Consider the following 25,733-nt stretch of genomic DNA (forward strand, 5'->3'; position numbering starts at 1 on the left):
CTTTATCTTGTGTAGTATTGGAAAAACATATACGTATAAACAAAAAATTACTTTTATCCCATATTAATGGAGGATGAGGTCTGTGCTAATAAATTTTTTTTCACTTTCATTTGCATCAAAAATAGACAGGGGTTAAACACCGCCATGTCCGTTTAAAAAGCCATTGATATAAAAATCCAGAAAGGATAGATAAAATTGGAAGTCCAATAAACAGATGCAGGTAAAGAAACAAGAAAGGCACCCCATTTTTTACCGGTATATGGAAGTAGATCTCTTTTTTCTCATGTCAAACATTTCTTGTTCTTTAAGTGAAACGAAATGCAGTAAATTCAACTTCTATTCCCATACATAGCCGTTCTTTGGTTATGTCGAACTTTCTAAATCGATCTATATAATGTTATATATTACCTGAGCAAAGACAAAAGCAGATGTCCCAACGGATTTCTGCTCTTATTTTTGCTTTTTTTATAGATGGAAATTATTGAGAGTTGAGATTTTGCTAGAATTCTAGGATGATAGGTTGCAGGGGGTCGTCAACCAACAAGGTAAAACCAAGGAGGAAAACGACATGAAAAAAACAGGTACAATTTTAGCAGCAGCTGCATTAGCAACGACAATTTTTGCTGGAGGAGCAAGTGCAAATACACAGGCACCAACTAACTGCAAAACTTATGTTTATACAGTTAATGGACAATCTGTCGACAGTGCGTTTATCCAACAGCTTTTAAATAAATACAGTTTCACATATAAAACGGCACAGCCTGCAAAAACGACACAACAGGCACAGCCAGCAGCTGTAAAACAGCCTACTCAAACAACAACTCAACAAGCCAAGCCAGCAGCGCAACAACCGGCAACAAATACAGAAAAACCGGCAGCGACAACTGCTTCAAATGTGAGCGAGTTTGAAAAGCAAGTAGCAAATTTAGTTAACCAAGAGAGACAAAAAGCAGGTTTACAGCCATTACAATTAGATACAAAATTAAGCGACGTAGCTCGTGAAAAATCAAAAGATATGATGAACAAAGGCTACTTCAGCCACCAATCTCCAACGTACGGTTCACCATTTGACATGATGAAGCAATTTGGTATCACATACAAATCAGCAGGTGAAAATATTGCTAAAGGCCAGCAAACACCGCAGGAAGTCATGAATGCTTGGATGAACAGTGAAGGCCACCGTGCAAATATCTTAAACGGCAGCTTCACTCACATCGGAGTTGGCTTTGTGAAAGACGCTCAAGGTACAACGTACTGGACACAAATGTTCATCAGCAAATAATATAAATGCACGTAAAGAAAATGGACAGGGGATACCCCTGTCCATTTTCTTTACGCATAAGCAGCCGGGAAGCTCCCCTGCGGGTTTCTTCCCGGCTGCTTATAAAAGTGAGCTAATAATAAGGTGTCATATTAAAAAGGACAGCGGAACTGCCATTTGTGCATTTCGTTATTCACCAGCATACCAGCTATTTTGATCTTCTTTTTGAGCTTGTGATGGCTTTCCTGCCTGTGTATCTGTCTCAATTGCGAATTCTGTTTCAAATGGTTTAGATACAGGCGTTTTCTCATTTACTTTCTGAGCGTTTGCTCTAAATGCCGGTTTGTTTCGTTGTTGATTGTTTGACATGATCATCACCTCCATGAAAATTAATGTACCCGGGAGGTTTTGAAACTATGCTGAAGCGTCCATGAAGGGACTGGTTCCTCAGAGGCTCGAAGGATAACAAGTTGACTTTATCCCTAAAACCGCGGTTTAATAGATAATAAGGAATAAAGGCTAACTATAAGGTGTCCTTACTCACATGTATGGGGCTCCTGATATTTGTTTTACGGAAAGGAACGGTTATGGAAGAACAAAAAACACCGAAAAAGCAGACGAACGTATTATTTGATTTGATCTTTTACATTGCGTTGCCCTATTTAATATGGAATCAAGGAAGAGACTTCATCGGTGATTATTATGCAATCTTGTTGTCGACTGCGCCTGCCTTCTTTTATACCATTTATAAATTTGTCAAAGAGCGTCAGTTCAATGTTACGGGAATTTTTATTGTTGTATCGTTATTGGCGCGTACAATTATCGATTTGGTATCAGGTGAAGCAGAAAGAATGCTGTATAACCAAGTTTATTTTATGTTCGGACTGGCTCTTTTCTTTTTGGCTACGGTTTTAGTTAATAAGCCGATGGGGATGTATTTCTTTGGGGATACAGCTCAGCTTATGGGTTATGAGCGTAAAGACATTATGACTTACTTGAAAGAAAAAGATATGTTTAAAATGCTCCGCATTTTGACGGTATTATTTAGTGTTCGCTATGGTGCGGTAGCGGTTGTGAAGCTCTGGCTGATTAACCAGTATGGAGTAGAAGGCTATGGGAAGATGATTATCGTGATGCAAGTCATCAACTGGATTTTTACGATTTTACTCGGCATTTACACATACATGATTATCCGTAAGCTTCAGGATAAAACAGGAGACGCGGAAAATCCGAATATACAAGCTTAATGCAAATAGGATGAGTGAAAAGGGTGAAAATCAGCCGTTTTCGGTCATCCTACTGAAAGTCCACGTCTTGAGAATCCAGTAAGATCCGGGATTCCTTGACGGGGCCTTTCATTGAAAATCAATTTTGCGTATGGGCCAGCTTCGTGTCCGTTCATTTGAGCAGTGTAAAAAATCAGATGGTTTCTGACATCTCCGTGAAGAAGATTGCTAGATTGGTTTGTTCTGTATAAAATTCTTATAGGAATAAGAAAGAAGAAAGGACGAAGAAATGAAATTAAAAACAGCGCTTACAACGATGGTTGCATTTTCAACGATTATACTAGGAGCTTGCGGAGATAATCAGGCAACAAGGGAAGAAGAAGGTCATGAGCATGCAGAACATGTGACGGGGGATTTGCGTGAAGAAACAGCAAGTGTGGATAGCTTGCCCAAGTTTTTGACAGCCAAATCCGATGACATGAAAGTGCTGTATCAAGCTGCCGCAAATCATCAAAAATTGCTGGAGAACATTCCTTGTTATTGCGGATGCGGGGAATCAGCAGGTCACACGAGCAATTATGATTGTTTTGTTTATGACAATAAAGAAAACGGAGCGGTCGTATGGGATGATCACGGCACAAGATGCGGCGTTTGTCTAGAGATTGCAGCCGAGTCGATTATTGATTACAGTAAAGGGAAATCGATTAAAGAAATTCGTCAAATGATCGATACAAAATACAAAGAGGGCTATGCAAAGCCAACTCCGACTCCAGAGGTTTAATAGATAGCTATTTAAAGATTAAGTGTCCATAATATTATTATGTTAACTATATGCATTCCACTTAATAACTTGGCACAGCTTCATTCCATCGAGAAACATTCACAATTGGTTATTCAGACCACTTGAATTGAACCGGATGGGAAAAGAGAATACCTCTTTTCCCATCCGGTTTTTATTTTTTTCGGAAAAAACAGAATTGTTATGAAACAATTGGTTTTATCGAGCATATGTTATATAACAAGAAGAGTTCGAAAAGGAGAGGATATTATGCCTCAGCAGGAAGAGAAACAGGAACAGTCTCAGCAGTTTGAATGGATTGATGAATACCCAAGTATTTTAGAGAGCATTAACGACTACTATAGTACATGTAAATGATGAAAACACGGATATTTTTATCCGTGTTTTCATCATTTAATGGAAGAAATAAAACATTGTAAATTTTCAAGTCTTTTATTCCTGCCGGGAAGGTTTTGTATGGTAAAATATAAATCAAATGGGAAAGGGTGTGACATCGGTGGAGCCAGCTATTGCTCAATTGCAACAATGGATCGATCAAGCTAAAACGATTACCTTTTTTACGGGTGCTGGTATTAGTACAGAATCTGGTATCCCTGATTTTGTTCTCAAAATGGTCTATATAAACAAAACATGAGCTTTGTTGACGTAGTGTCCCGTCCTTTTTTTGAGAGACGTCCAAAAGAGTTTTGGCCATTAGCTCGTCCATAAACAAGGGACTATCCCTATGGTTATCATTAATCGTGATGCAACCCATTTTGATCATCTTTTCGACTTGGTGATTTCCGATTCGATTGGACACACAGTGTCAAAGCTGCAGATCTGATGAGACCTTTCATTTTCAAGCAAGTTCATTGAAAATGATATACAATAGAATGTTATAAAACATCTTTGAATTTTCGGTAAGAAGGGGAAGTGCTTGTGTGGTTTCAGAAAAATAAAAAATGGATTTTCCTTATTATTGTTGGTGCGTTGCTCGCATGGTTTTTACCATACAGCATGCCGTTAGTGCTGGGGTTATTTACGGCCCTCTTGCTTGATGGAGCCGTAAAGTTTTTTGAAGACCGCTTTAGTCTGAAACGAATCTATGCGGTCACCATGACATTTTGTATGTTTTTGGCGGCAATCGGCTTGCTCTTTTATTTTGTTATCGTCTTGCTGATAGACCAAATCGTTATTTTTTCCAAGCGTGTTCCTGAATGGGTGAGGAACTTTAATGTGGAACCAATTAAAGAGTATCTTTTTCAATGGCAAAAAGTATCGGATAACTTGCCTCCTGAGCTGGTCGAATCAATTGAATCGTCTATTGATTCATCGAAACAAGCACTGATTCAGTTTGCTTCCAACGTAGCAGAATTAACATTGAATTTGTTGGCGACTGTTCCTACGTTCATGATCGAGCTGATCATTTACTTTATCGCTTTGTTCTTGTTCAGCCTGGAACTGCCATCATTAAAGCGTAAAGCGACGAGTTTTCTTACCGATAAAACAAAGGCGAAAGTCGAGCTTATTATGCGTCAATTGAGCCGTGCCGGAATCGGATTTTTGAAAGCCCAGTTTTTACTCAGTTTTATCACATATATGGTTTCTTTTATTGGACTATGGATTATAGGAGTCAAATATATTGCTATTATTTCTCTTATTATTGTCATTGTGGATTTGCTTCCCATTTTGGGAACTGGCTCTGCGCTGGTTCCATGGGCTGTTTTTATGATTATAAACGGAGACAATAAAACAGGGATTGGCTTAATTATATTATTTGTAGTCATTACCGTATTAAGAAGGGTAATTGAACCGAAAGTGCTTTCTCAGAGCTTGGGCATTTCGCCTCTCGCTTCCCTTATCAGCATCTATTTAGGGTTTAAAATGCTTGGGGTTATCGGTTTGATTGCAGGACCGGCTCTTGTGATTGTAATCGAGACGATTATTCGAGCCAATATTTTAAAGCTCAACTTTAAAATATAGAGGATGATCCAAAAGGGCAAGAACCTGCCCTTTTGGATCATCCTCATAAAAGGCCTCGTCTTGAAATTTCAGAAAAATCAGGGATTTCGTGACGAGGCCTTTTATTAAAAAATTAGTTTGTGTGGTCTATTAGAGATTTGGAGGTATATCATGTTTTGAAACGAAAAGCGGTATCTATGGAAGTCGGAATGATTTATTGCATCTATATAATGGTAAGGAAGCTTCTGCTGTTAAGTGAAGCTCAACGTATAACGTCATGGTTTTGTGCATAGGTTGTAATAAAGGAAACTACCAACTGTACGCTGAAAATGAGCTTTCCTCCTTGTAAGCGCAGAACAAAGGAGAAACGGCCGAAAGAAACGAGAAATGGTTTTCCAAAAAGGGCCTTCAATTAAAAGAAGAAAGGAACATTATCATGTGAGAAAGGAATGCCTCAATGCGGACATTTATGATTCGTCTTAGTCTTTTTTTCATTGGGATATTGTTTCAATCTGTGGCAGCACTGGATTTGATGTTTGAATTAAACTTGTTGCCCATTCATACAAGAACAGTGGAGCACTATGCGCAAGCCTTTGCAGTAAGGATGCCTTTCATTTTATTTACCATCGGCTTTGCCTTCATTATTTTTAGTTTTTATTTTCCGAATTTTGAAAAAAAGAAAGGACGTTTTTAAAAACGGACAACCAAAACGATTGACTGTATGCTTTGAAGCGATTTAAAATAGAAATAAGAAACAACCATGAGGTGATACAATGGGGCAGTGTATAAAATTGGCGAGTTAGCTTCAGCGGCCAATGTTTCAAAGCGCACGATTGATTACTATACAAAATTAGGGTTGCTGCAAGCAAAACGTTCCCCGTCCAATTACCGGTACTATTCGGAAGAAGCATTAGAGGATTTGAAGTTCATTGAAAATTGTAAGAAGCTTCATATGCCGTTGGATGAGATTCGAAAAAAAATTGAATTGGTTAAAAGCCAGCATGTAGAGGAAGAAGAAATGCTGGATCAAGCAAAAGTTATTGCCAAACATTTGGAACATTTAAATCAAGAACTTTCGGGATTCATGCCCATTGTGGAAAAGTTGGACGATGATCAAAAGCGCCTCTTATCCACACAACTATCGAATCAAAGCATGTCACTTATTCAATCATTGCTTGTACTCTTAATTTGATAGAATCAAGGCTTAATATGAACGTGTGTCACAGAACAAAGGTTAGATGAAGGTAAACATAATAAATATACAATAACTAACTTTTTTAGGAGGTGACTCCTTACTCGTTTTGTGCGAGCTAAGGAACTTTTTTGGACATATTTAACTTGGTTTTAGTGGCGATTTTAATTGCCTTAACCGCCTTTTTCGTCGCGTCAGAATTTGCGATTGTAAAAATTCGCAGTTCTCGCATTGATCAGTTGATTGCAGAAGGAAGTAAGAATGCACGTGCTGCCAAAATAGTCATTACGAACTTGGATGAGTATTTATCGGCATGCCAGCTTGGAATTACAATCACTGCATTAGGATTAGGTTGGTTGGGAGAGCCGACAGTGGAACGATTACTTCATCCGCTTTTTGAAAAACTTTCCCTTTCTGACTCAGTTGCCAGTCTTCTATCATTTGGAATCGCCTTTGCATCTATCACATTTCTCCACGTTGTCATTGGGGAATTAGCGCCTAAAACATTAGCGATCCAAAAAACAGAGCGAGTGAGCTTGTTATTCGCGCCGCCGTTGATTGTCTTTTATAAAATTATGTTCCCGTTCATTTGGGCGCTTAACGGATCAGCACGTTTAGTGACAGGCATATTTGGACTTAAACCAGTGTCCGAACATGAATTGGCTCACTCAGAAGAAGAATTACGCATCATTTTATCAGAAAGCTACAAAAGCGGGGAGATTAATCAATCCGAGTTTAAATATGTAAATAAAATTTTTGAATTTGATGACCGTATCGCAAAAGAAATTATGGTTCCGCGTACAGAGGTCGTTTCCTTTTCAAAAGAAGATACACTTCAAGGTGTATTGGATATCGTGAGGGAAGAGAAATACACGCGCTATCCGATTGTGGATGGAGATAAGGACCATATTATCGGGATGGTCAATATGAAGGAAGTGTTTACGGACTTCGTATTTGATGAAAAGCAAGAGGAATTAAAGTTGGAAGGATATATTCGTCCTGTGATTCAAGTGATTGAATCCATTCCAATCCATGACTTGCTGTTGAAAATGCAAAAAGAACGAATTCATATGGCTATCTTAGTGGATGAATATGGTGGAACAGCGGGATTAGTAACGGTTGAGGATATTTTAGAAGAGATTGTCGGCGAAATTCGCGATGAATTTGATGCAGATGAGCGTCCGCTTGTTCAAAAAATTAAAGACGACCATTATATTCTCGATGCTAAAGTATTAGTTGGGGAAGTAAATGATTTATTAGGAACAGAGATTGACGATACGGATGTAGATACAATCGGCGGCTGGTTGTTAACCGAAAACTATGATATTAAACAAGGCCAGGTAATTTCGCTCGATTCCTATCAATTTAAAGTGACAGAGATGGAAGGCCATCATATTCAATATGTTGAAATTACGAAAAAAAGAGAAGTAGTGGAAGGAAACGAATCGGTTGCGAAAGTGAATTTAAAGCAATCAGAAGTGTCTGCCTAACAAAAAGAGCTCCCAGAAAGGAGCTCTTTTTGTTTCATTTTTATCCTCGTGCTTTTTCAAATAATTCTTCTTCCTTTATCGCTTCCCCTTGATTATCGATGACAAGAGTGCGCGTAGGGAAGGCGAATTCTACACCAGCTTCTTCGAAAATTTCCATGATTTTAAAGTTGACTTGTTCTTTCACTTTTAGGTAGTCATTAAAAGCAATGGTATTGGTAAAGAAATATAGATAAATGTCCAGACTTGACTCATTGAAACGGTCAAAGTTAACGAGAATGGTTTCATTATGAACATCCTCATCAGCAATTAGCATTTGCTTGATGCGATACACGACAGTCTCCAACTGTTCACGGGAAGTGCTGTAAGTCACTCCCAAATGAAAGGCTACCTGCCGCTTGCCCATTTTCGACCAGTTAATAATCGGCTCATTGGAAAGAGTTGCATTCGGCACGGTAACGAGCGCTTGAGCAAATGTACGGACCTTTGTACTTCGGAATGTGATATCTTCTACCGTTCCTTCTACACTTGGTGTTTTAATCCAATCACCGATGGTAAATGGCTTTTCCGTCACGATGACAATACCGCCGAAAAAGTTTCCGATCGTATCTTTTGCTGCCAATGCAAAGGCAAGACCTCCAAGACCCAGACCAGCGATGAATCCATTTACGTTAAAGCCCCATTCCTCTGCGATGATGGAAAAGGCGAGTACGATTATAATAAGGCGCACCATTTTCTCCACAAATGGAATGACAATACGATCAATTTGGAAATCAAAGCGTTTGACAAAATGGGCAAAAATCTCCGATGTTGAGGCTGTTAAGTCATAAATTCCCCATGCTGCCAGCCAAATGAAAAGGGAACGGAAGATTTTTCTTTCTGTGTCGTGCGCTATTAGTTCAAACGGTAAATATGGCAAAGCGACTTGAATACCGATAATGACGAACAGCCAACGAAGCGGCTTTTCAAATGACTCCAAAATTTTAGCTGCAAAGTCAATTTTTATATTTTTCATAAATCCAAGAACCAGCTTAAATACATAGGTTGTAAACAACTTTCGCAATACTAAGAAAATCAGAAAAATCCCAATTGCAATACCAAGATTCTTCCATTCTTCCAATGAAAGGATCATTTCCATCACCTTACAAAAAACCTCCCTAAATCAATAGATGTTAATAAAATAGCACATCCACTATTTTTGTTCTACTAAAAAGTAAAGCTATCAATCTTGTGATAAGAGGTATTGTATGCAAGAAATGGAGAAATAACAACGGGAGAATGTACCTATTTCCGTTATTTCTTTCTATGTGATAAGCCATGTGCACTTCATATATTTATTTAAAGAAATTATTTGAGCAACGGTTTGCAGGGAATCAGTCTGTTTTCTCGAAAAATTAAAGAGGAATGTGTATATATGATGAACAAGGGGGAAAATCAATGAATGGTTTATTAGCAGGAAAAACAGCGCTTGTGACAGGTGCAGCAAGCGGTATTGGATTAGAAGTCACACGTGAAATGGCCAGAGAAGGGGCAAAGGTTGTAATTACCGATTTAAATGAACAGGCAGCAAAACTTGCGGCGGATAAACTTATGAATGAAGGGTTTGAAGCAACCGCTTTCGCTTGTGATGTAACAAACGAAGAACAGGTTGAGGCGGCGATTAAACATGCGATGGATACGTTCGACGGTTTACATATTTTAGTGAACAATGCAGGACTGCAATATGTGTCCAACATTGAAGACTTTCCGACAGAAAAATTTGAATTCATGATTAAAGTGATGCTGACAGCTCCTTTTACAGCTATTAAGAAAGCGTTCCCAATTATGAAGGAACAAGGATACGGCCGTGTGATTAACATGGCTTCCATTAACGGATTAATCGGTTTTTCCGGTAAAGCGGCATACAATAGTGCCAAGCACGGCGTCATTGGGTTGACAAAAGTGGCAGCTCTTGAAGGTGCTGCGCATGGAATTACAGTGAATGCGCTTTGTCCGGGCTATGTGGATACACCGCTTGTTCAAAATCAATTGGCTGAAATCGCGGAAACTCGGAAAATTCCTATTGAAAAAGTATTTGAGGAAGTAATCTTCCCTTTAGTTCCTCAAAAACGCTTAATCGATGTAAAGGAAATCGCAGATTATGCGGTATTTTTAGCAAGTGAAAAAGCAAAAGGCATCACAGGGCAAGCGGCTGTTCTCGATGGCGGCTACACTGCTCAATAAGCATAGAAGTATCTTACTTTCGTTATGAGATATTTTAGCGTATGATGGAAGTGAAAAGAGCAACATACTATATTTGTTCACGTTAGCGAGAGGGGTTTTTTATATGGCATCAGCACGTTTAGAACATGTGACCAATTGGTTAAAAGAAAAAGAATATGATATGGCATTCCTTCATTCAACAGAAAATGTGTTTTATGTGACTAATTTTTATACAGACCCGCATGAACGCTTGATGGGTGTATTTGCCTTCCAGGAGGCCGAGCCATTTTTTGTTTGTCCGTTTATGGAAATGGGACAGGCTAAAGCGGCAGGATGGGAACATGAAATCATCGGATATCATGACCATGAAAACCCGTGGAACATGATTAAAGAGTCTTTACATAAACGCGGCATTTCGAAAGTATCGGCTATTGCCGTTGAAAAGGAAGCGCTGGCATATGGACGTGCTGAATCATTGCTTCAATTATTTCCACAAGCGGTGCTTCATGCAGCGGAAGAGAAGATGAATGAATTGCGTTCTGTGAAAGAACCGCTGGAAATTGCTATTTTAAAACAAGCCGCGGAATTGGCGGATTACGGTGTTCAAGTAGGGGTTGAAGCGCTGAAAGCGGGCGTGACGGAAATGGGTGTGCTGGCGGCTATCGAATACGAATTGAAACGAAAAGGTATTCGTGAAATGTCCTTTTCAACAATGGTTTTGTTTGGCGAGAAATCGGCAGATCCACACGGAAATCCAGGCCTTCGCCAACTAAAAGAAGGGGACTTCGTCTTATTTGATCTCGGTGTTGTGCTTGATGGATACTGCTCTGATATTACTCGTACTGTTGTATTTGGCGATGTAAACGAAAAGCAGCGTGATATTTATGAGACGGTTTTAAAGGCTGAATTAGCGGCATTAGAAAAGAGTAAGCCTGGAACACGCATTGGCGATTTGGATATGACGGCAAGAGATATTATTACAAACGCAGGTTACGGGGATTATTTTCCTCATCGAATTGGACACGGGCTTGGCATCAGTGTTCATGAATTTCCGTCCATGAGTAAAGACAATGACGGCATTTTAAAAGAAGGCATGGTGTACACAATCGAACCGGGTATTTATGTGCCGGGCGTTGGTGGCGTAAGAATCGAGGACGATGTCGTGGTAACGAAGGAAGGTTTCGAAACGTTAACTAAGTATCCAAAAGAACTGCAAATCATTAAATAAAACACCGTAGTTTGTATGGAACGGTTCTTGACCGTTCCATACAAACTACGTAAAATGGGCCCTCATGAAAAAACAGCAGTACCAATGTTTTTCGTGAGAGCCCATTTTACAAGAATGAGTCAAAAAAACGGAAATTAACGTCATTGTTTAATACAACTGTCGTAAAAAGATTCTCTCTCATTATTTGACCTTATGTGACAGTATTCATTTACTGGAGCCGCCTCGCTTTCAGATGTTATTCCATCACTTCCACACTGAATACGTAAACAAAATCATTTTCGAGTGTCTTTAGAGAAAGCTCTCCGCCTTCCGTTAAATCAAAGTCACTTTTAATGTTCCCGCCGCGCCCGCCTATAAGGGCCCCCAGGATATAGTTTTTTTTAGTTCCAATCACATACTCACGTTCTGCTCTTTGAAGGGACCAACCTGTCATTTCAGGATTTGTGTTATATACAGACGTAAAGGAGCTTCCAGGCTGGTAGGATACAATCCATTCCGTTTCGAGGGCAGAATTGGAATCCTCATGTTTGGCAAATGTTAACAGATGCTCTTTGTCTGGATTGTCGGTCGTTAAAAGGGCATCTTCAAAAATAGCTTGTTTAAATTGACCGTTTTCATATACATCAACCTTGGCTTGTAAAGGCAGGGGTTCTTCTCCATTCCAATTGACTACAAACGCAAGAAAATCATTCGTATCAACACCAGATCCACGCAATAAATGAAGCTCGCGTTCACTTAAGTCATAAGGAGAAATAACAGCCGCTTCTGTTTTTTCTTCCACAGGCGGTTCTGGTTGTGTCACTTTTGGTTGTTCTTCCTTGTATGCGCAGGCGGCAAACAAGAAAAACACAATGAAGCAAATAATAAATAGCTTAATCCGAAAAAGTGTGCGCAATCTTATTCTCAACTCCTAAAGAAGTATATGCCATTATAGTCATTATAATCTTTTTTTCCTTCTTTGTTAAATAACGTAAAAATATTATGGATAATTTATGAATGTTGTACAAATTGACAAATGGATGGAAAATGTATAAAGGTATATTCTGCTGTTGGAGATATGTTAAAATAGAAGGCCTATAAACCGTTGGGACAAAAGGAGTTATACAGCATGAAACGGTCCGTTCAAGGGTATTTAAAAGAGTGGAAACGCGCATTGATGATTGAAATCGACCATTTAAAAGAATATGGTGGAGAACGTCATACTTTAAGGGACGGAAGGCTGCTCGTCCGAGGACAGGATGAGTTCCTTTATTTATTTCACTTGTCATCTGATCTTTATCTGCCGGACGGCGCGCCCGTCCGTTTTGTGTTTCAGGGAGAAGAGGATAAAGGGGAGGTCGTGGCGACAGAAGGCCAGGAACTTATGTTAAAGCTTCCTCTTTATCTCGGCGGAAGTATCGAAGAAATGGACATATACAGCGAACCGTGGGAGCTCCTTGAGTCATTGGTCATCAGGCTGGATGAAATAGCAGAAATCAAGCAAAAACGCAGTCGCATCAAGCGTCTGATGTCGGGAGAAGCACCGGTGAAACATATCGGAAAACCAGTAGAAAATGCTCTCCATGAGGTCATTCTTCGGTCGCATTATAATGCCACGACGTATATTTGGGGGCCGCCTGGAACAGGAAAAACATATACACTGGCCCGAATTATCGCCAGCCATTATCGAACAGGACGGAAAGTGCTCGTATTGGCTCACAGCAATGCAGCGGTCGATGTGTTAATGCTTGCCTTTACTTCTTATGCGGAAACAAAAAAGCTATTTAAACCTGGAGAGGTTATTCGTTACGGTACAAGTCGTAATGAGCAAGTCAAGGCCCATGCATCATTGCTTTCCTCTAAGCTCGTGGAAACAGAGAACCCTCATCTTGCCGAGAAGAAAGAATCTTTAGAGGAAGAACGAAAGCGTCTTACGTATGGATCTGCTCATCAGCTCGCTCGTGTAGATGAACAGTTGCAACGTGTTCGAAGTGCGATAGCCGAGCTTGAAAAAGAATTGATTGGGCAAGGAAAAGTAGTAGGCGCCACTTTGTCCAAAGCGGCGACAGATCGGGTGATTTATGAGCAAGAGTACGATTTGGTCGTGGTGGATGAAATGAGTATGGCATATGTTCCTCAAATTGCCTTTGCGGCTTCATTGGGGAGAAAAACGGTCGTGTGCGGCGATTTTAAACAGCTTCCTCCAATTGCCATGTCGGAACATGCCTATGTCAATGAATGGCTGAAAGAGGATTTGTTCCATCAAGCAGGTATTGCAGGAAGGACAGAAAAAGAAAAGGAACATCCAAACTTATTCATGCTGACCCGACAGCGGCGTATGCATGAGCAAATTGCTGCGTTTACAAATCAATATATTTATGAAAATAAAGTGTCGAATCACCCATCTGTCCATACAAAGCAAAGCATTGCCAGGCACCTTCCGTTTCCGAATGAAGCGGCTGTTTTATTAAATATGAAGGGGATAGGAGCATTTGCGCTAAAGGACATCTCAACAGATTCCCGCTTTAACTTGTTTTCGGCAGTGCTCGCTGTCAGTTATATTGTTCGCGCCCAAAAAAGCGGAATGACATCGATTGGCTACGTTACCCCGTATAAAGCACAGGCCCGTCTTGTCAACAGTATCATTCAAGAGCTTTTGCCGGGAAAAGAGATTTTGGCAGCGACGGTTCACAAATTTCAAGGGTCTGAGTGCGATATGATGATCTTTGATCTTGTCGATAGCTTTCCTCAGTCCAGGCCGGGCGTTTTATTAACGGATAAAAAAGGAGATCGGCTCGTTAATGTCGCCATGACGAGGGCACGTGGAAAGCTGCTTGTGATGGCCGATGCCCATTATATGAAAGAACGTGTACCAAAAGAGCGAGCCGTTTCCAAAATGATTGATCATTTTTCGGAACAAGGGAAAATATACGAACAGAATGATTATTTGTCTCAACTTATACAAAATAAGCATCTTGTTTGGTATAAAGCAATTGATACTGAACAATGGAAAAAGGATATAAAGAATGTGAAGAAATCGATGATGATATGTGTTCCTTATGCTAGTAAGGTCACGAAAGATGAATGGGAGCTTTTAAATGAGATAAAAGGTACATTGACGGTTTTGACAAAGGAACCTTCCGCTGTGCCGATCACCCGGGCAAACGTCATTCCTTCGCGAAATCCTCTTACCTTTTCAATCCTGGATGAAAAAATCTGCTGGATCAATCAACCATATACGAATCCTGGCTTTCCTTCTGCCAGGCTGTATGCACCGGATTCAATCGATTTGTTAATCGAATATATGGACTGGACATCAAGTGATATAGAGGAAAAACAAGAAAATCGGTCAATAAATGCGGGTAAGGCAGATTATCCTTTATCAAAGTATTTGGATATATGGGAGCGATGTCCCGAATGCAATAGCCGTCGGGAAGCAGAAGTGACCGCAAAGGGAAAGGTTCGGCTTCTTTGCCACTATTGCGGAAATACAGGAGGAGTGACCCGTTTTATATTAGAGCGATATATCCAATATGCGGATATAAGATGTGCACCATGCGGGAAAGAGCTGGAATCGATTTCGGAAAATGGACACGTCTACGCTAAATGTCCGCGATGCGAAAAAGCGGTGCAGCCTCGGCAGTTGTTTTGAACAATAAGTTTAGGCAGAACATGCTGCGGGGAAAATGGGAAGTATGACTTCACTTGAAAAACCAGCCAGTTCATATACATTTATTTCTTCAGTGCCAATACAATTTTCTATATAAGACTTTGTATGAAGACTGCTTCATTTGTCTATTTTAATAACGAGGGAGGTGTTTAATCATGGCACAAGATGTATTATGTGAAGTAATCAACTGCGTTCATCATAAACAAGGAAATCGATGCGGTGCTTCTGAAATTTATGTAGTCAGCCATAAAGGCAAGCAGGCGGACAGCAGCCAGGAGACGGACTGCAAAACATTTGAACCGGGTGACATCTAATCCGTAAACAAGGGCAGCCAATTGCGTGGCTGCCTGTTTTTTTTATATCCTAATAGGCAGTAAAAACTCCACTGAGCAAAGCTTACATTATAGAGTATTGATAATAATTATCACCATTATTCATTTTTTACAATTTATTTTGTTTGATTTCCCATTTTTACAATTTGTTAGAACAAGACGAGAATCAAAAAGCCCTGCCTTCCTTGAAAATCAGGAGGGCAGGCTCTTTTAGTTTGCCGTTAAACAGTTTTCGAATAGGAGCGTGAAGCTTCCTGCTGTTGTTGAATGCTTTTTGGTGAAGCTTTTGCCGAAAGTAATACCGCTGAGATGACGATAAGACCGCCGGCAAGCTGATACCAAAGCAGCGCTTCGTTTGTAAACATGGTCGAAAAGATGGTGGCAAAAACGGGGAGTAAATTCAAGAAGATTCCCGCTTTTGCAGGACCTACTTTTGGCACTCCGGTATTCCACGATAGGAAGGCAACGATAGAAGCTAAAATCCCGACATAAAACAAGATAGAGATAGAGGATGCAGTGAATACAACGTGTACACCCGGTCGGCTTAATTCAAGCATGCTAAATGGAATCAGGATGAGAATTCCCATAAAAGAGGTCACATATAAAGTTGTATGGGTCGGTAATATCGTTGAATATTTTTTAACGACAATGGAGTACAAGCTCCAACAAATAACGGCAATGACCACAAACAAATCTCCCATATTAAACGATAACGTTTTTAATACGTCGAGAGAGCCCTGGGAGAGAATGAAAACGACTCCTATAATGGATAAACCTATTGCAGCTGTTTGAATCGATGTGAGCCTTTCCTTCAATAAGAAAATAGAGAATATAGCAATAAATAATGGAGTCGTTGAATTCACAACCGCAGCGTTAATCGGGGTTGTAAAATGCAGGGCAAAATAAACGATCGTATTATATCCTGCAATGCCTGTTCCGGTTAAAAGAAGTAGAATCCATTTATGATTCCAAAGGACTCTCCAATCTGTCTTCAGCTTTTTGTACATAAAAGGTGTGAGCACGACAAAAGCAATGGTCCATCGAAGTAAAGAAAAGGTGACAGGAGGAAAGTAATCTGCCGCAATCCTCCCTATGACAAAATTGCCGCCCCATATCATATTGGCCAAAATCAAAAGGACATACGCATATTTATTTTTTACTGTGTCTTTTAGCATCAATTTAACCTCTTTTCCAATGTTGCTTTTTAGCAAAAATCTATTTTTGTAGTTGATTAGAGGCTCATGGGACAGCCGCTTCATGACGATTCATTTTTACATAGAAAGTTCTTTTCCATCTTTTTTAACATCTTGCTCTTTTTTCATCGGCTGAAAGTGTCCGTATGTGAAGGAGCGCCACAGCCACTCGAGGGGACCGAAGCGATACTTTTTCAGCCACATATAACTGAATATCACTTGCATGATATAAATGACTAAACAGATGATCGTTCCTGATGCCAATCCTACTTTTCCGTAAAAGCCAAGCCCGACAAAAAGGAAAATACAAACGATGGTTTGCGATAAGTAATTGGTAAGAGCCATTTGCCCGACATACCCGAGCGGCCGAAGTCTTTTTTGCCAGCGCTCATTTCGCAGCAATAATACTAATGAAGAAATATAAAAGAAACATAACGTTATGCCGCTTAAGCTTGTAAATAGCTGAACGGCTGTTTCTTTATAAATTCCTGCATTTAAAAAGTCTAATTTTAAACCAGCCAATAAGACAAGAAATGGAAGACTAAGAAGAAAAGCTGTGAGCCGTGTTTTGGCTATGAGGCGCAAATGGGGTGTGTCAGTTTGAAAAAGACCCATTCTTCCAGCGCATAAACCAAATAGAAACATGGCAAGTACAGGTATCAGCGTAATCGGCAAATTGGATAGAATTCGAATGATCTCTGTGTCCCATCGATAAGCGATCCATTCCAAGTAGGATGCATGTTCATAAACGTTTATATATTCGGGCAGTTTATCAGAATAAGTTTGTATATTTGCCGTCTTGATCTCTTCTAACATGGAGGACGGGAGGAGCAATTGAACGCTCATGAGGGCATGAATAATCAATAATAAACTGAAGGCCCAAATAAGCAATGTTTTAGTTTTCCGTTTATAAAAGAAGAACAGCAAAACTCCCGCTATCGCATATGTGTGTAAAATGTCCCCGAACCAAAGCAGGACGAGGTGGGCTGCTCCGAATAATAACAGGGCAGCAAGTCGTCTTGTAAATAATCGTGTTGTTTGTAATCCTTTTTGTTCCGTTCGATTCATGAAGATGTAAAACCCTAATCCAAACAAGAAGGAAAAAATCGTATAAAATTTCGTTTGAATAAAGAGCTGAAAAAATAAATCCACCCAATAATCGATTCCCGTATGTTCTTTATGCATGCCGTATATTTGTATCATAAAATCGGGGGAATGATAAGCGGGCATATTTACAAGAAAAATACCGAGCAGCGCAAAGCCTCGGATGATGTCGATGCTTATAATCCTTTCCTTGGCAGAAATCGGAGCTGATTTCATTTGTTGTTTCTCCTTTCTAACTCTTTCAGTAATCGTGCCGTGAAGCGGCATGTGTTTCAACGGACAGTAAGATCTGCAGCTATTGAAGTTTTATTTGATTTCACATGCGAGATGAACAAATAAAGATATAAATGCCTTTCCCTTGTTCAGTTTGGCATATGAACCATATTTTGTAAATCACCTTTTTTACATAGCTTTCTTGATTTTGTGTGCATGGAATATTTCATTTGGCATTAATTAATTGTAATATCCAGAGATTACACCATTAGAAAGAATAGTTAAATAGATTGAAATAACAAAAAAATATTGAGATAATAAAAGGAAATTATGGAAATAATTGTGTGGATATATATTTATTGAAGGATTGATGTTTTAATGGGTAACGGAAAACGAAACAAACAAAAAAAGAGAAAAAAACAGAAAAGGCAGCTTATTTTTCGGCTTAATATTTTTTTCCTCTTGGTGTTCCTTCTGTTTTCTACTTTAATTATTCGGTTAGGACTTGTTCAAATCGTTCAAGGTGAGGAATATCAACGGGAAGTAACGAAAACGGAAAACGTCATCGTCAATACACCGGCTCCAAGAGGAAACATCTATGACCGTAATGGAAATGTCATTGTGGGCAATGCTCCGTTGAATGCGATTACATATACGAAAGCACAGCAAACAAGCCAAAAAGAGAAGCTTGAGGTAGCCCAAAAGCTTGCTGCTTTAATCGAAAAGGAAACGGAACATGTGACAGAGCGGGATTTAAAGGACTATTGGATGTTAACGCGCCCTGAGAAAGCGGAGAAAAAAGTGATGAAGACAGAAAAGGAAAAACTGTCCGATAAAAATATTTATGAACTTACTCTTGAACGTATTAAAGCAGAAGATTTAAAAGAAATAAGCAAGGCCGAGCTGGAAGTTGCAGCCATTAAAAGGGAATTGGACAGCGGATACGCTTTAACACCGCAAGTAGTTAAAAATAAAGGCGTAACAGATGAGGAATATGCAAGAGTCAGCAGTCGTTTAAGTGAATTGCCGGGTGTAGATGTAACGACGAGTTGGGAGCGTGATTATAAATATCCGCTGATTCTGCGTTCGGTAATGGGGAATGTAACATCAGACCGGGAGGGGATTCCAAAAGATCAGCTTGACCATTTCCTGGCAAGGGGATACAGCCGAAACGACCGAGTGGGCAAGAGCCAATTGGAAGCCGAATATGAACATGTTTTGCGTGGGGACAAGGCTCAAATAAAAAACGTCGTTGATCGCTCAGGGAAAGTGCTGGGGACGGAAAAAATCGTGGACGGCCAACGGGGGAAAGATCTCGTTTTATCCATTGATATCCACTTGCAGGAACAAGTTGAAAAGATTATTGAAGAAGAGTTAAGAAAAGCGAAAAGCATGGGGGGGACGAGGTTTCTGGATCGGGCATTTGTCGTCATGCTTAATCCTAAAACCGGCGAAGTGCTGTCCATGGCGGGAAAGCAAGTGAAAAGAGAAAACGGGAAACTCGTGTTTGACGATTTTGCGTTAGGAACGGTCACGACGTCTTATGCAATGGGATCTACTGTTAAAGGGGCGACCGTTTTAACGGGATATGAAAAAGGTGTTATTCAGCCGGGATCATATTTGAGAGATGAACCCCTTCAAATAAAAGGTACACCTATTAAAGGGTCCTATAAAGCAATGGGAACGATTAGTGACTTGGATGCGCTGAGAATGTCTTCTAACGTATATATGTTTAAAACAGCGATGAAAATTATGGGGAGAGACTATTATCCAAATATGAAGCTGCCATATAGTCCCGAAGCTTTCCAAACATTTCGGTATTATTTTAGTCAATTTGGACTTGGTGTCGAAACGGGCATCGATTTGCCGATGGAAGCGGTTGGCTTTCAAGGGAAGGATGTTCGTCCCGGGTTTCTGCTTGACCTTGCCATCGGGCAATATGATACGTATACGCCAATGCAGCTTGCCCAATATGTCTCAACCATCGCCAACGATGGATATCGAATGAAGGTAAGACTTGTCAATGAAATTCGCAATCCTTCCCGTCAGCCTGATGAAATTGGTTCGGTTTTAAAGCAGTTTGAACCAACCATTTTAAACAGAATTTCCATGGATGATTCAGAGGTTAAACGTGTACAGGAAGGATTCAGAAGAGTTATGCAGGCACCAGGGGGGACAGCAACGAAGTACTTTGGTACAAAGCCGTATAGACCTGCAGGGAAAACAGGAACTGCGCAATCATTTTATTATTATCCTGAACAAAAGCGATCATATGAAACGTATAATCTCACACTTGTAGGCTATGCGCCCCACAACGATCCGGAAGTCGCATTTTCCATTGTTGTTCCTTATTTGGATAGCGATAAAAATCCGATTAATAAGTATATTGGACAACGAATTTTAGATGCCTATTTCATGGGAATAAATCAAGAAAATACCGAAAGTGAATAGAAAATGGCCTGGGAAGCTTCCCAGGCCATTTTCTATTCACTACTATCGAAGGGATGGTCTGCGTCCCCATGTTTTGAATAATTGCTCGAATCGAGGATGAAAATATTGAACGACCAATCCTAATGTCAGGGTCACAATAATGGTTCCCACCCCGATAGCGCCTTGAAATAAAAAGGCAAGTGCCAAGGCGAATCCTTCACTCATAATTCGGGATGTACGCAAGTTTAATCCAAAGCGTGTATGAATGGCTACCATAAGGGTGTCCATCGGGCTTGCCGGGAACTTCGCCTGTAAATAAATGGCGATACCAATTCCCATCGTCAAAATCCCTGAAACCAGGCTTGTCGATTGACTAATTAATCCTTGAGGAGAGAAGGTTTTAAACACAATCAACAGCCAGAAATCAATGAGTGCACCGATGACAAAAATGGTAGCTGCCGCAAGTACCTCTGGTTTTTTCTTTAATAATGCTGCATTTATAAAAATTAAAATGATTCCATTGACGAACACGGCTGTCCCGACCGTAAAGCCGAACATCTTTGATTCTCCGACTGCTAATGCATCCCAAGCGGACGCTCCCAGGCCAGACTTGATAATGAGTGCGACGCCCATCGTTAAAATCAATAATCCAATAGTAAAAAATAAGCTTCTTTCTTTCATATAATAATCTCCTTCGTTTCAAAGATAGTTGAGCTGTCATGCCGACAGATGGAAATTTTCTTTATTAGTTTTAGTTGTTAGTCGTCAGACCTCTTTTTTGAAGCGTTTACAATTTCAAATATTACTCTATTTCCAAGTGACAATCAAGCAGTAATTTCTAGAAAAAGAGCAGGAACAGAGAGGGGGATTATCCCCCTCTCTGTTCCTGCTCTTGAAAGGGTCCTTTCCATTAAATCAGTGATGCTGGAAATTTGATAAAAGGACCCTTTCAGTAAAAAGATTTTGGCCCTCATGAAAGGGCTGTATGACCCTCACCTCAAAGCTTAAAGTCATCGGAGAAGTTTAAGCAGGGGATGAAGGAAAATCCCGCTGATAGAAGTTTTCTCTATACAAAAATACCATTGTTTTTTAGAAGTAAGCAAGAATTAAACGAGTACAGACTCTTTCTTCTGGGCGATTGAAAGCAGGCGTTGTTTGATTCCTTCCGTGTCAATGAACCGCCCGGCGGCACCGCTGTCCATGGCCGCTTGGGCAACAGCTGCCGCGACATATGCTGCCACTCTGTGATCGAATGGATCTGGGATGACATAGTCGGCATGAAGTTCATTGTCTGCAATAAGTTCGGCAATGGCATGCACTGCCGCAAGTTTCATTTCTTCATTGATTTCCGTTGCACGGACATCGAGTGCGCCGCGGAAGATGCCTGGAAATGCAAGAACATTATTAACCTGATTAGGGAAATCAGAGCGGCCTGTACCTACTACGAGTGCACCCGCTTCTTTCGCTTCTTGCGGCATAATTTCCGGTGTCGGATTGGCCATTGCAAAAATAATCGGGTCATGATTCATCGAACGAACCATTTCTTGCGTGACCGCTCCCGCTGCTGATACACCGACAAATACATCCGCTCCTTCCAGGGCGTCGGCTAATGTTCCTTGTTTTTGTTTCTTATTGGTGATGCGCGCCATTTCATCTTTAAATGGATTCATGCCGGCAGGGCGGCCTTCATAAATAATTCCTTTCGTATCACATAAGATGACATCTTTAACACCCATATGCAGCAACAGCTTAACAATGGCTACACCTGCGGCACCGGCTCCATTTGCAACGACACGAATATTTTCGATTTTTTTATTGGCTAATTTCAGGGCATTCATTAACCCAGCAGCGGTTACAATGGCTGTTCCATGTTGATCGTCATGGAAAATAGGAATACTGCACGACTTACGTAAGCGTTCTTCAATTTCAAAGCATTTTGGGGCGGCAATATCCTCGAGATTAACCCCTCCGAATGTCGGTTCCATCAGCTTTACGGTTTCAACGATTTTATCGACATCGTTCGTATCAAGGCAAAGAGGGAAGGCATCTACATCAGCAAATGATTTAAATAAAAGGGCCTTTCCTTCCATCACCGGCATCGCAGCTTTCGGGCCGATGTTTCCAAGACCAAGCACGGCAGTCCCATCCGATACGACAGCTACAAGATTTCCCTTCATCGTATAATCATACGCTTTCGCTTCATCATGATGGATTTCCATACATGGCTCGGCGACCCCGGGGGAATAAGCAAGGCTCAAGTCGCTTGCATCACGTACTGGAACTTTTGAATGAACACCAAGCTTTCCTTTATTTTCTCTATGCATTTGTAACGCTTTTTCACGTAGACTGTTCATATTTGTTTCTCCTTTCGGTTATAGCTAAAATAAGGGAGAGCTGAGAAAGGGGGCTTTTCTCAGCTCTATTTAAATCGACTTTAAGTTTTTAATGTGTAGTATGAATTTTCTAGTCTTTCTAATTTTCCATCTTGAATGGCATTAAAAGGTTATAGGAATTATTGTTTTTCAAAAAGAGAAGCGCCTGCAATCCCTGGCTTCGTCATCTCATAAGGATTTAAAATAAGGTCAAGTTCTTCTTCCGTTAGTACATCATGCTGCAGACATAGATCGCGCACTGATTTTCCTTTTAAAATGGCTTCGCGTGCGATGCGGGCGGCCACTTCGTATCCGATGTGCGGATTCACTGCCGTAATGATTCCTACGCTTTTTTCCACATATTCTTTAAGGCGGTCTTCATTTGCTTCAATGCCTGCAAGGCAGTAGTCGGTGAATGCTCGGAATGCATTGTTCATGATGCTGAGCGATTGAAGCAAGTTGAATACAAGTACAGGTTCCATCACATTCAGTTCAAGCTGCCCCGCTTCAGAAGCCAGGCAAATCGTGTGATCATTTCCGATGACTTGGAATGCGACTTGATTGATCATCTCAGGCATAACAGGGTTCACTTTCCCTGGCATGATGGATGAACCAGGCTGACGGGCAGGCAAGCTGATTTCTCCAAGTCCGGCACGTGGACCTGATGCCATTAAGCGTAAGTCGTTGGCGATTTTCGACATGTTCATCATACATACTTTCAAGGCAGCGGACACTTCAGTGTAAGCATCTGTATTTTGTGTGGCGTCGACCAGGTGTTCAGCGCCTGTAAGCGGAAGGCCGCTAATATCAGCTAAATGCTTGACCACATTTTCAATATAGCGCGGGTCTGCATTCAAGCCTGTGCCGACAGCCGTCGCTCCCATATTCACTTCATATAAATGCTGTCGTGATTGTTCAATCCGCTTCATGTCCCGTTCTAAAACCCGGCTGTATGCTTCAAACTCCTGGCCGAGACGAATCGGTACCGCATCTTGGAGGTGTGTACGCCCCATTTTGATGACATGATCGAATTCCTTTGCCTTTGCCTTGAACACTTCTTGCATATATTTCATCGTGTCCAGTAATTTACCAATCAATTGAAGAGTTGCGATATGAATGGCGGTTGGAAACGCATCATTTGTTGATTGTGACATATTGACATGGCTGTTTGGACTTAGTTCAACATAGGAGCCTTTTTCTTTTCCAAGCAATTCAAGGGCGCGGTTCGCAATAACTTCGTTCGCATTCATGTTCATGGATGTACCAGCGCCGCCTTGAATCGGATCCACGATAAACTGATCATGCCATTTGCCTTCAATGATTTCATCTGCTGCTTGAACAATGACTTTCCCAAGACCTTCATATAAACGTTTCACATCCATGTTTGCAAGCGCCGCCGCCTTTTTGACGATGGCGAATGCTTTAATCAATTCTTCATGAATGCGATAGCCTGTAATCGGAAAATTTTCCATGGCTCTTAATGTTTGAATGCCATAATACGCATCAATCGGCAGTTCTTTTTCTCCTAAAAAGTCTTTCTCTATTCGAACATGTTCATGTTTCATGCTGTATTCCTCCGTTCATGCCCTTTGTCTACACAGATTATGCGGCGTTTGTCTGTTCTTTCGAATTAATGGACTGAATATAGTTTTTAGCTTGTTGCTCGTCAAATTGCCCTTCCCACTTCGACATAACGATGGCTGCAAGCGAGTTGCCGATAACATTGACGACTGTACGTGCCATGTCTAATACGCGATCGACTCCAGCAATAAAGGCTAACCCTTCGAGTGGAAGCCCCATCGCACCCAATGTTGCTAACAACACGACAAACGATGCACCTGGTACCCCGGCCATTCCTTTGGATGTCACCATTAAAACGAGTACAAGTGTTAGCTGTTCAGGAATAGACATATCAATCCCGTACATTTGGGCGATAAACAAGGCACCGATTGCTTGATAAAGGGTGGAACCGTCTAAGTTAAACGAATACCCTGTCGGAATAACGAATGATGTAATGGCTTTTGGACAACCCAATTTCTCCATTTTTTGCATGATTTTTGGTAATACGGCTTCAGAACTTGCCGTTGAAAATGCAAGAATCATCTCGTCTTTTAATACTTTCATAACTGTAAAGATGTTTATGCCAGCCCATTTAGCTACCATTCCTAAAACGACAATCGTAAAGAAGATCATGGCAAAGTAAACTGCTAATACGAGTTTGCCGAGCGGAATGAGAGAGGTAAGGCCAAACTTTGAAACAGTGACGCCAATTAAGGCGAATACCCCAAACGGCGCAAACTTCATGACTTGGTTAGTCACCCAAAACATTGCATCGGCTACACCGTGGAAAAAGTCTAAAACAGGTTTTCCTTTTTCACCAAGTGAAGCTACACCAAGACCAAACATGACAGAGAAAAAGATAATAGCGAGCAAGTCGCCTCTCATGAGTGCATCGAATATGTTCGCTGGTACAATGTGTACAAACGTTTCAGCGATTCCGTGACTTTCTTTTTCATGAGCTGAATCGACGTATTGATCGATATTTGTTGTCGTTAATTCATCCATGTGAATGCCTGCACCTGGCTGCGCTATATTTGCGACTAACAAACCGACGAGAATCGCGATCGTTGTAATAACCTCGAAATATAAAATCGTTTTACCGCCGAGTTTCCCAAGTTTTTTAATATCTCCAACTCCAGCTACACCGACAACGAGTGTTGCAACGACAATTGGAACAACAATCATTTTAATTAATCGAATAAAAATGTCTCCAATCGGCTGAAGAATGCCTTCGATATGCGGATTTCCATAAAAAGCCGCTCCGACTGCTATCCCCAAGATAAGACCAATTACAATTTGCCAGGCTAAGCCAAGCTTGAATTTTTTCATATATTCTCCACTCCTTAAAAGTGTTTGGCCCGTTTTAACGGACAGTCAAACTCTTTGTGATTATTTGTTTTGACAATTTGATTGTAAGCGGTTACCTACAAGAACCTACCGAAACCTACGAAAACCTACAATGAAAAATAAAAAGAAAAAAATATTACTCGAAACTATTTCCTCTTATTAATGATTTCATTACAATGTGTGATAGAGTTTTAGCT

21 protein-coding genes and 1 pseudogene are annotated in these 25,733 nt (G+C 40.6%); 13 read left to right on the forward strand and 9 right to left on the reverse strand.

Annotated elements, in window-relative coordinates; genetic code table 11:
• The first annotated feature begins 568 nt into the window (after positions 1 to 568).
• Entirely contained in the window at positions 569 to 1,282 is a 714-nt protein-coding gene (locus BK575_RS07340) for a CAP domain-containing protein (RefSeq protein WP_078409785.1), read from the forward strand.
• 168 nt (positions 1,283 to 1,450) lie between these two features.
• Here the strand turns inward: BK575_RS07340 and BK575_RS07345 are convergent, their stop codons facing one another.
• Entirely contained in the window at positions 1,451 to 1,630 is a 180-nt protein-coding gene (locus BK575_RS07345; RefSeq protein WP_078409787.1) for a hypothetical protein, read from the reverse strand.
• Between the two features lie 218 nt (positions 1,631 to 1,848).
• On the opposite strand from BK575_RS07345, the gene BK575_RS07350 reads away from it, so the two are divergent.
• The 7 genes and pseudogenes from BK575_RS07350 to BK575_RS07380 all read left to right on the forward strand — a co-directional run bounded on the left by BK575_RS07350 (position 1,849) and on the right by BK575_RS07380 (position 7,909).
• Entirely contained in the window at positions 1,849 to 2,508 is a 660-nt protein-coding gene (locus tag BK575_RS07350; RefSeq protein ID WP_078414688.1) for a VC0807 family protein, read from the forward strand.
• Between the two features lie 268 nt (positions 2,509 to 2,776).
• The gene (locus BK575_RS07355) at positions 2,777 to 3,268 is read left to right on the forward strand and encodes a PCYCGC motif-containing (lipo)protein (protein WP_078409789.1); all 492 of its coding nucleotides are present in this window, start codon (positions 2,777 to 2,779) and stop codon (positions 3,266 to 3,268) included.
• 493 nt (positions 3,269 to 3,761) lie between these two features.
• A pseudogene (locus tag BK575_RS29545) lies at positions 3,762 to 3,982 on the forward strand (Sir2 family NAD-dependent protein deacetylase); the annotation flags it as partial.
• 222 nt (positions 3,983 to 4,204) lie between these two features.
• Positions 4,205 to 5,248 carry a sporulation integral membrane protein YtvI gene (gene ytvI, locus BK575_RS07365; protein ID WP_169907636.1) on the forward strand — a complete coding sequence of 348 codons (1,044 nt, stop codon included), beginning with the start codon at positions 4,205 to 4,207 and terminating at the stop codon, positions 5,246 to 5,248.
• A 436-nt stretch (positions 5,249 to 5,684) separates the two neighbouring features.
• Positions 5,685 to 5,921, forward strand: coding sequence for a hypothetical protein (locus tag BK575_RS07370; protein WP_078409793.1), 237 nt, complete (start codon positions 5,685 to 5,687; stop codon positions 5,919 to 5,921).
• A gap of 87 nt (positions 5,922 to 6,008) precedes the next feature.
• Positions 6,009 to 6,419: a MerR family transcriptional regulator gene (locus BK575_RS07375; protein WP_028396531.1), complete on the forward strand. Its 411-nt coding sequence runs from the start codon at positions 6,009 to 6,011 to the stop codon at positions 6,417 to 6,419.
• A gap of 131 nt (positions 6,420 to 6,550) precedes the next feature.
• Positions 6,551 to 7,909 carry a hemolysin family protein gene (locus BK575_RS07380; RefSeq protein WP_169907638.1) on the forward strand — a complete coding sequence of 453 codons (1,359 nt, stop codon included), beginning with the start codon at positions 6,551 to 6,553 and terminating at the stop codon, positions 7,907 to 7,909.
• 40 nt (positions 7,910 to 7,949) lie between these two features.
• On the opposite strand, the gene BK575_RS07385 is transcribed toward BK575_RS07380, so the two are convergent.
• Positions 7,950 to 9,044 carry a mechanosensitive ion channel family protein gene (locus tag BK575_RS07385; protein ID WP_078414690.1) on the reverse strand — a complete coding sequence of 365 codons (1,095 nt, stop codon included), beginning with the start codon at positions 9,042 to 9,044 and terminating at the stop codon, positions 7,950 to 7,952.
• 299 nt (positions 9,045 to 9,343) lie between these two features.
• Between BK575_RS07385 and BK575_RS07390 the strand changes: the two genes are divergently transcribed.
• Both BK575_RS07390 and BK575_RS07395 read left to right on the forward strand, forming a co-directional pair.
• A complete protein-coding gene (locus tag BK575_RS07390; protein WP_078409795.1) occupies positions 9,344 to 10,129 on the forward strand; it encodes a 3-hydroxybutyrate dehydrogenase in 786 nt (261 codons plus the stop codon).
• Positions 10,130 to 10,232: 103 nt separating this feature from the next.
• Positions 10,233 to 11,336, forward strand: a complete 1,104-nt coding sequence (locus BK575_RS07395) for a M24 family metallopeptidase (protein ID WP_078409797.1) — start codon at positions 10,233 to 10,235, stop codon at positions 11,334 to 11,336.
• A gap of 235 nt (positions 11,337 to 11,571) precedes the next feature.
• On the opposite strand, the gene BK575_RS07400 is transcribed toward BK575_RS07395, so the two are convergent.
• Positions 11,572 to 12,138, reverse strand: a complete 567-nt coding sequence (locus tag BK575_RS07400; protein ID WP_139367986.1) for a hypothetical protein — start codon at positions 12,136 to 12,138, stop codon at positions 11,572 to 11,574.
• A gap of 306 nt (positions 12,139 to 12,444) precedes the next feature.
• Between BK575_RS07400 and BK575_RS07405 the strand changes: the two genes are divergently transcribed.
• Complete coding sequence (locus tag BK575_RS07405) at positions 12,445 to 14,967, forward strand: AAA domain-containing protein (RefSeq protein WP_078409801.1); 2,523 nt, start codon at positions 12,445 to 12,447, stop codon at positions 14,965 to 14,967.
• A gap of 173 nt (positions 14,968 to 15,140) precedes the next feature.
• The gene (locus tag BK575_RS07410) at positions 15,141 to 15,299 is read left to right on the forward strand and encodes a DUF1540 domain-containing protein (RefSeq protein ID WP_078409803.1); all 159 of its coding nucleotides are present in this window, start codon (positions 15,141 to 15,143) and stop codon (positions 15,297 to 15,299) included.
• Positions 15,300 to 15,538: 239 nt separating this feature from the next.
• Here the strand turns inward: BK575_RS07410 and BK575_RS07415 are convergent, their stop codons facing one another.
• Positions 15,539 to 16,492 (reverse strand): DMT family transporter, encoded by a 954-nt coding sequence (locus tag BK575_RS07415; protein ID WP_078409805.1) that lies wholly within the window; start codon positions 16,490 to 16,492, stop codon positions 15,539 to 15,541.
• A 96-nt stretch (positions 16,493 to 16,588) separates the two neighbouring features.
• Positions 16,589 to 17,830 (reverse strand): DUF418 domain-containing protein, encoded by a 1,242-nt coding sequence (locus tag BK575_RS07420; protein ID WP_139367987.1) that lies wholly within the window; start codon positions 17,828 to 17,830, stop codon positions 16,589 to 16,591.
• Between the two features lie 375 nt (positions 17,831 to 18,205).
• Here BK575_RS07420 and BK575_RS07425 point away from each other — a divergent pair, with 375 nt between their 5' ends.
• Complete coding sequence (locus BK575_RS07425) at positions 18,206 to 20,278, forward strand: peptidoglycan D,D-transpeptidase FtsI family protein (protein WP_078409809.1); 2,073 nt, start codon at positions 18,206 to 18,208, stop codon at positions 20,276 to 20,278.
• Positions 20,279 to 20,320: 42 nt separating this feature from the next.
• Here the strand turns inward: BK575_RS07425 and BK575_RS07430 are convergent, their stop codons facing one another.
• The 4 genes from BK575_RS07430 to BK575_RS07445 all read right to left on the reverse strand — a co-directional run bounded on the left by BK575_RS07430 (position 20,321) and on the right by BK575_RS07445 (position 25,518).
• Positions 20,321 to 20,938 carry a YczE/YyaS/YitT family protein gene (locus BK575_RS07430; RefSeq protein ID WP_078409811.1) on the reverse strand — a complete coding sequence of 206 codons (618 nt, stop codon included), beginning with the start codon at positions 20,936 to 20,938 and terminating at the stop codon, positions 20,321 to 20,323.
• A 425-nt stretch (positions 20,939 to 21,363) separates the two neighbouring features.
• A complete protein-coding gene (locus BK575_RS07435) occupies positions 21,364 to 22,611 on the reverse strand; it encodes an NADP-dependent malic enzyme (protein ID WP_078409813.1) in 1,248 nt (415 codons plus the stop codon).
• Positions 22,612 to 22,769: 158 nt separating this feature from the next.
• Positions 22,770 to 24,194, reverse strand: a complete 1,425-nt coding sequence (aspA, locus tag BK575_RS07440) for an aspartate ammonia-lyase (protein ID WP_078409815.1) — start codon at positions 24,192 to 24,194, stop codon at positions 22,770 to 22,772.
• 37 nt (positions 24,195 to 24,231) lie between these two features.
• Positions 24,232 to 25,518 (reverse strand): cation:dicarboxylate symporter family transporter, encoded by a 1,287-nt coding sequence (locus tag BK575_RS07445; RefSeq protein WP_078409817.1) that lies wholly within the window; start codon positions 25,516 to 25,518, stop codon positions 24,232 to 24,234.
• Positions 25,519 to 25,733 lie beyond the last annotated feature (215 nt).

Source organism: Priestia abyssalis (assembly GCF_002019595.1).
Classification (GTDB): Bacteria; Bacillota; Bacilli; order Bacillales; family Bacillaceae_H; genus Bacillus_BA; species Bacillus_BA abyssalis.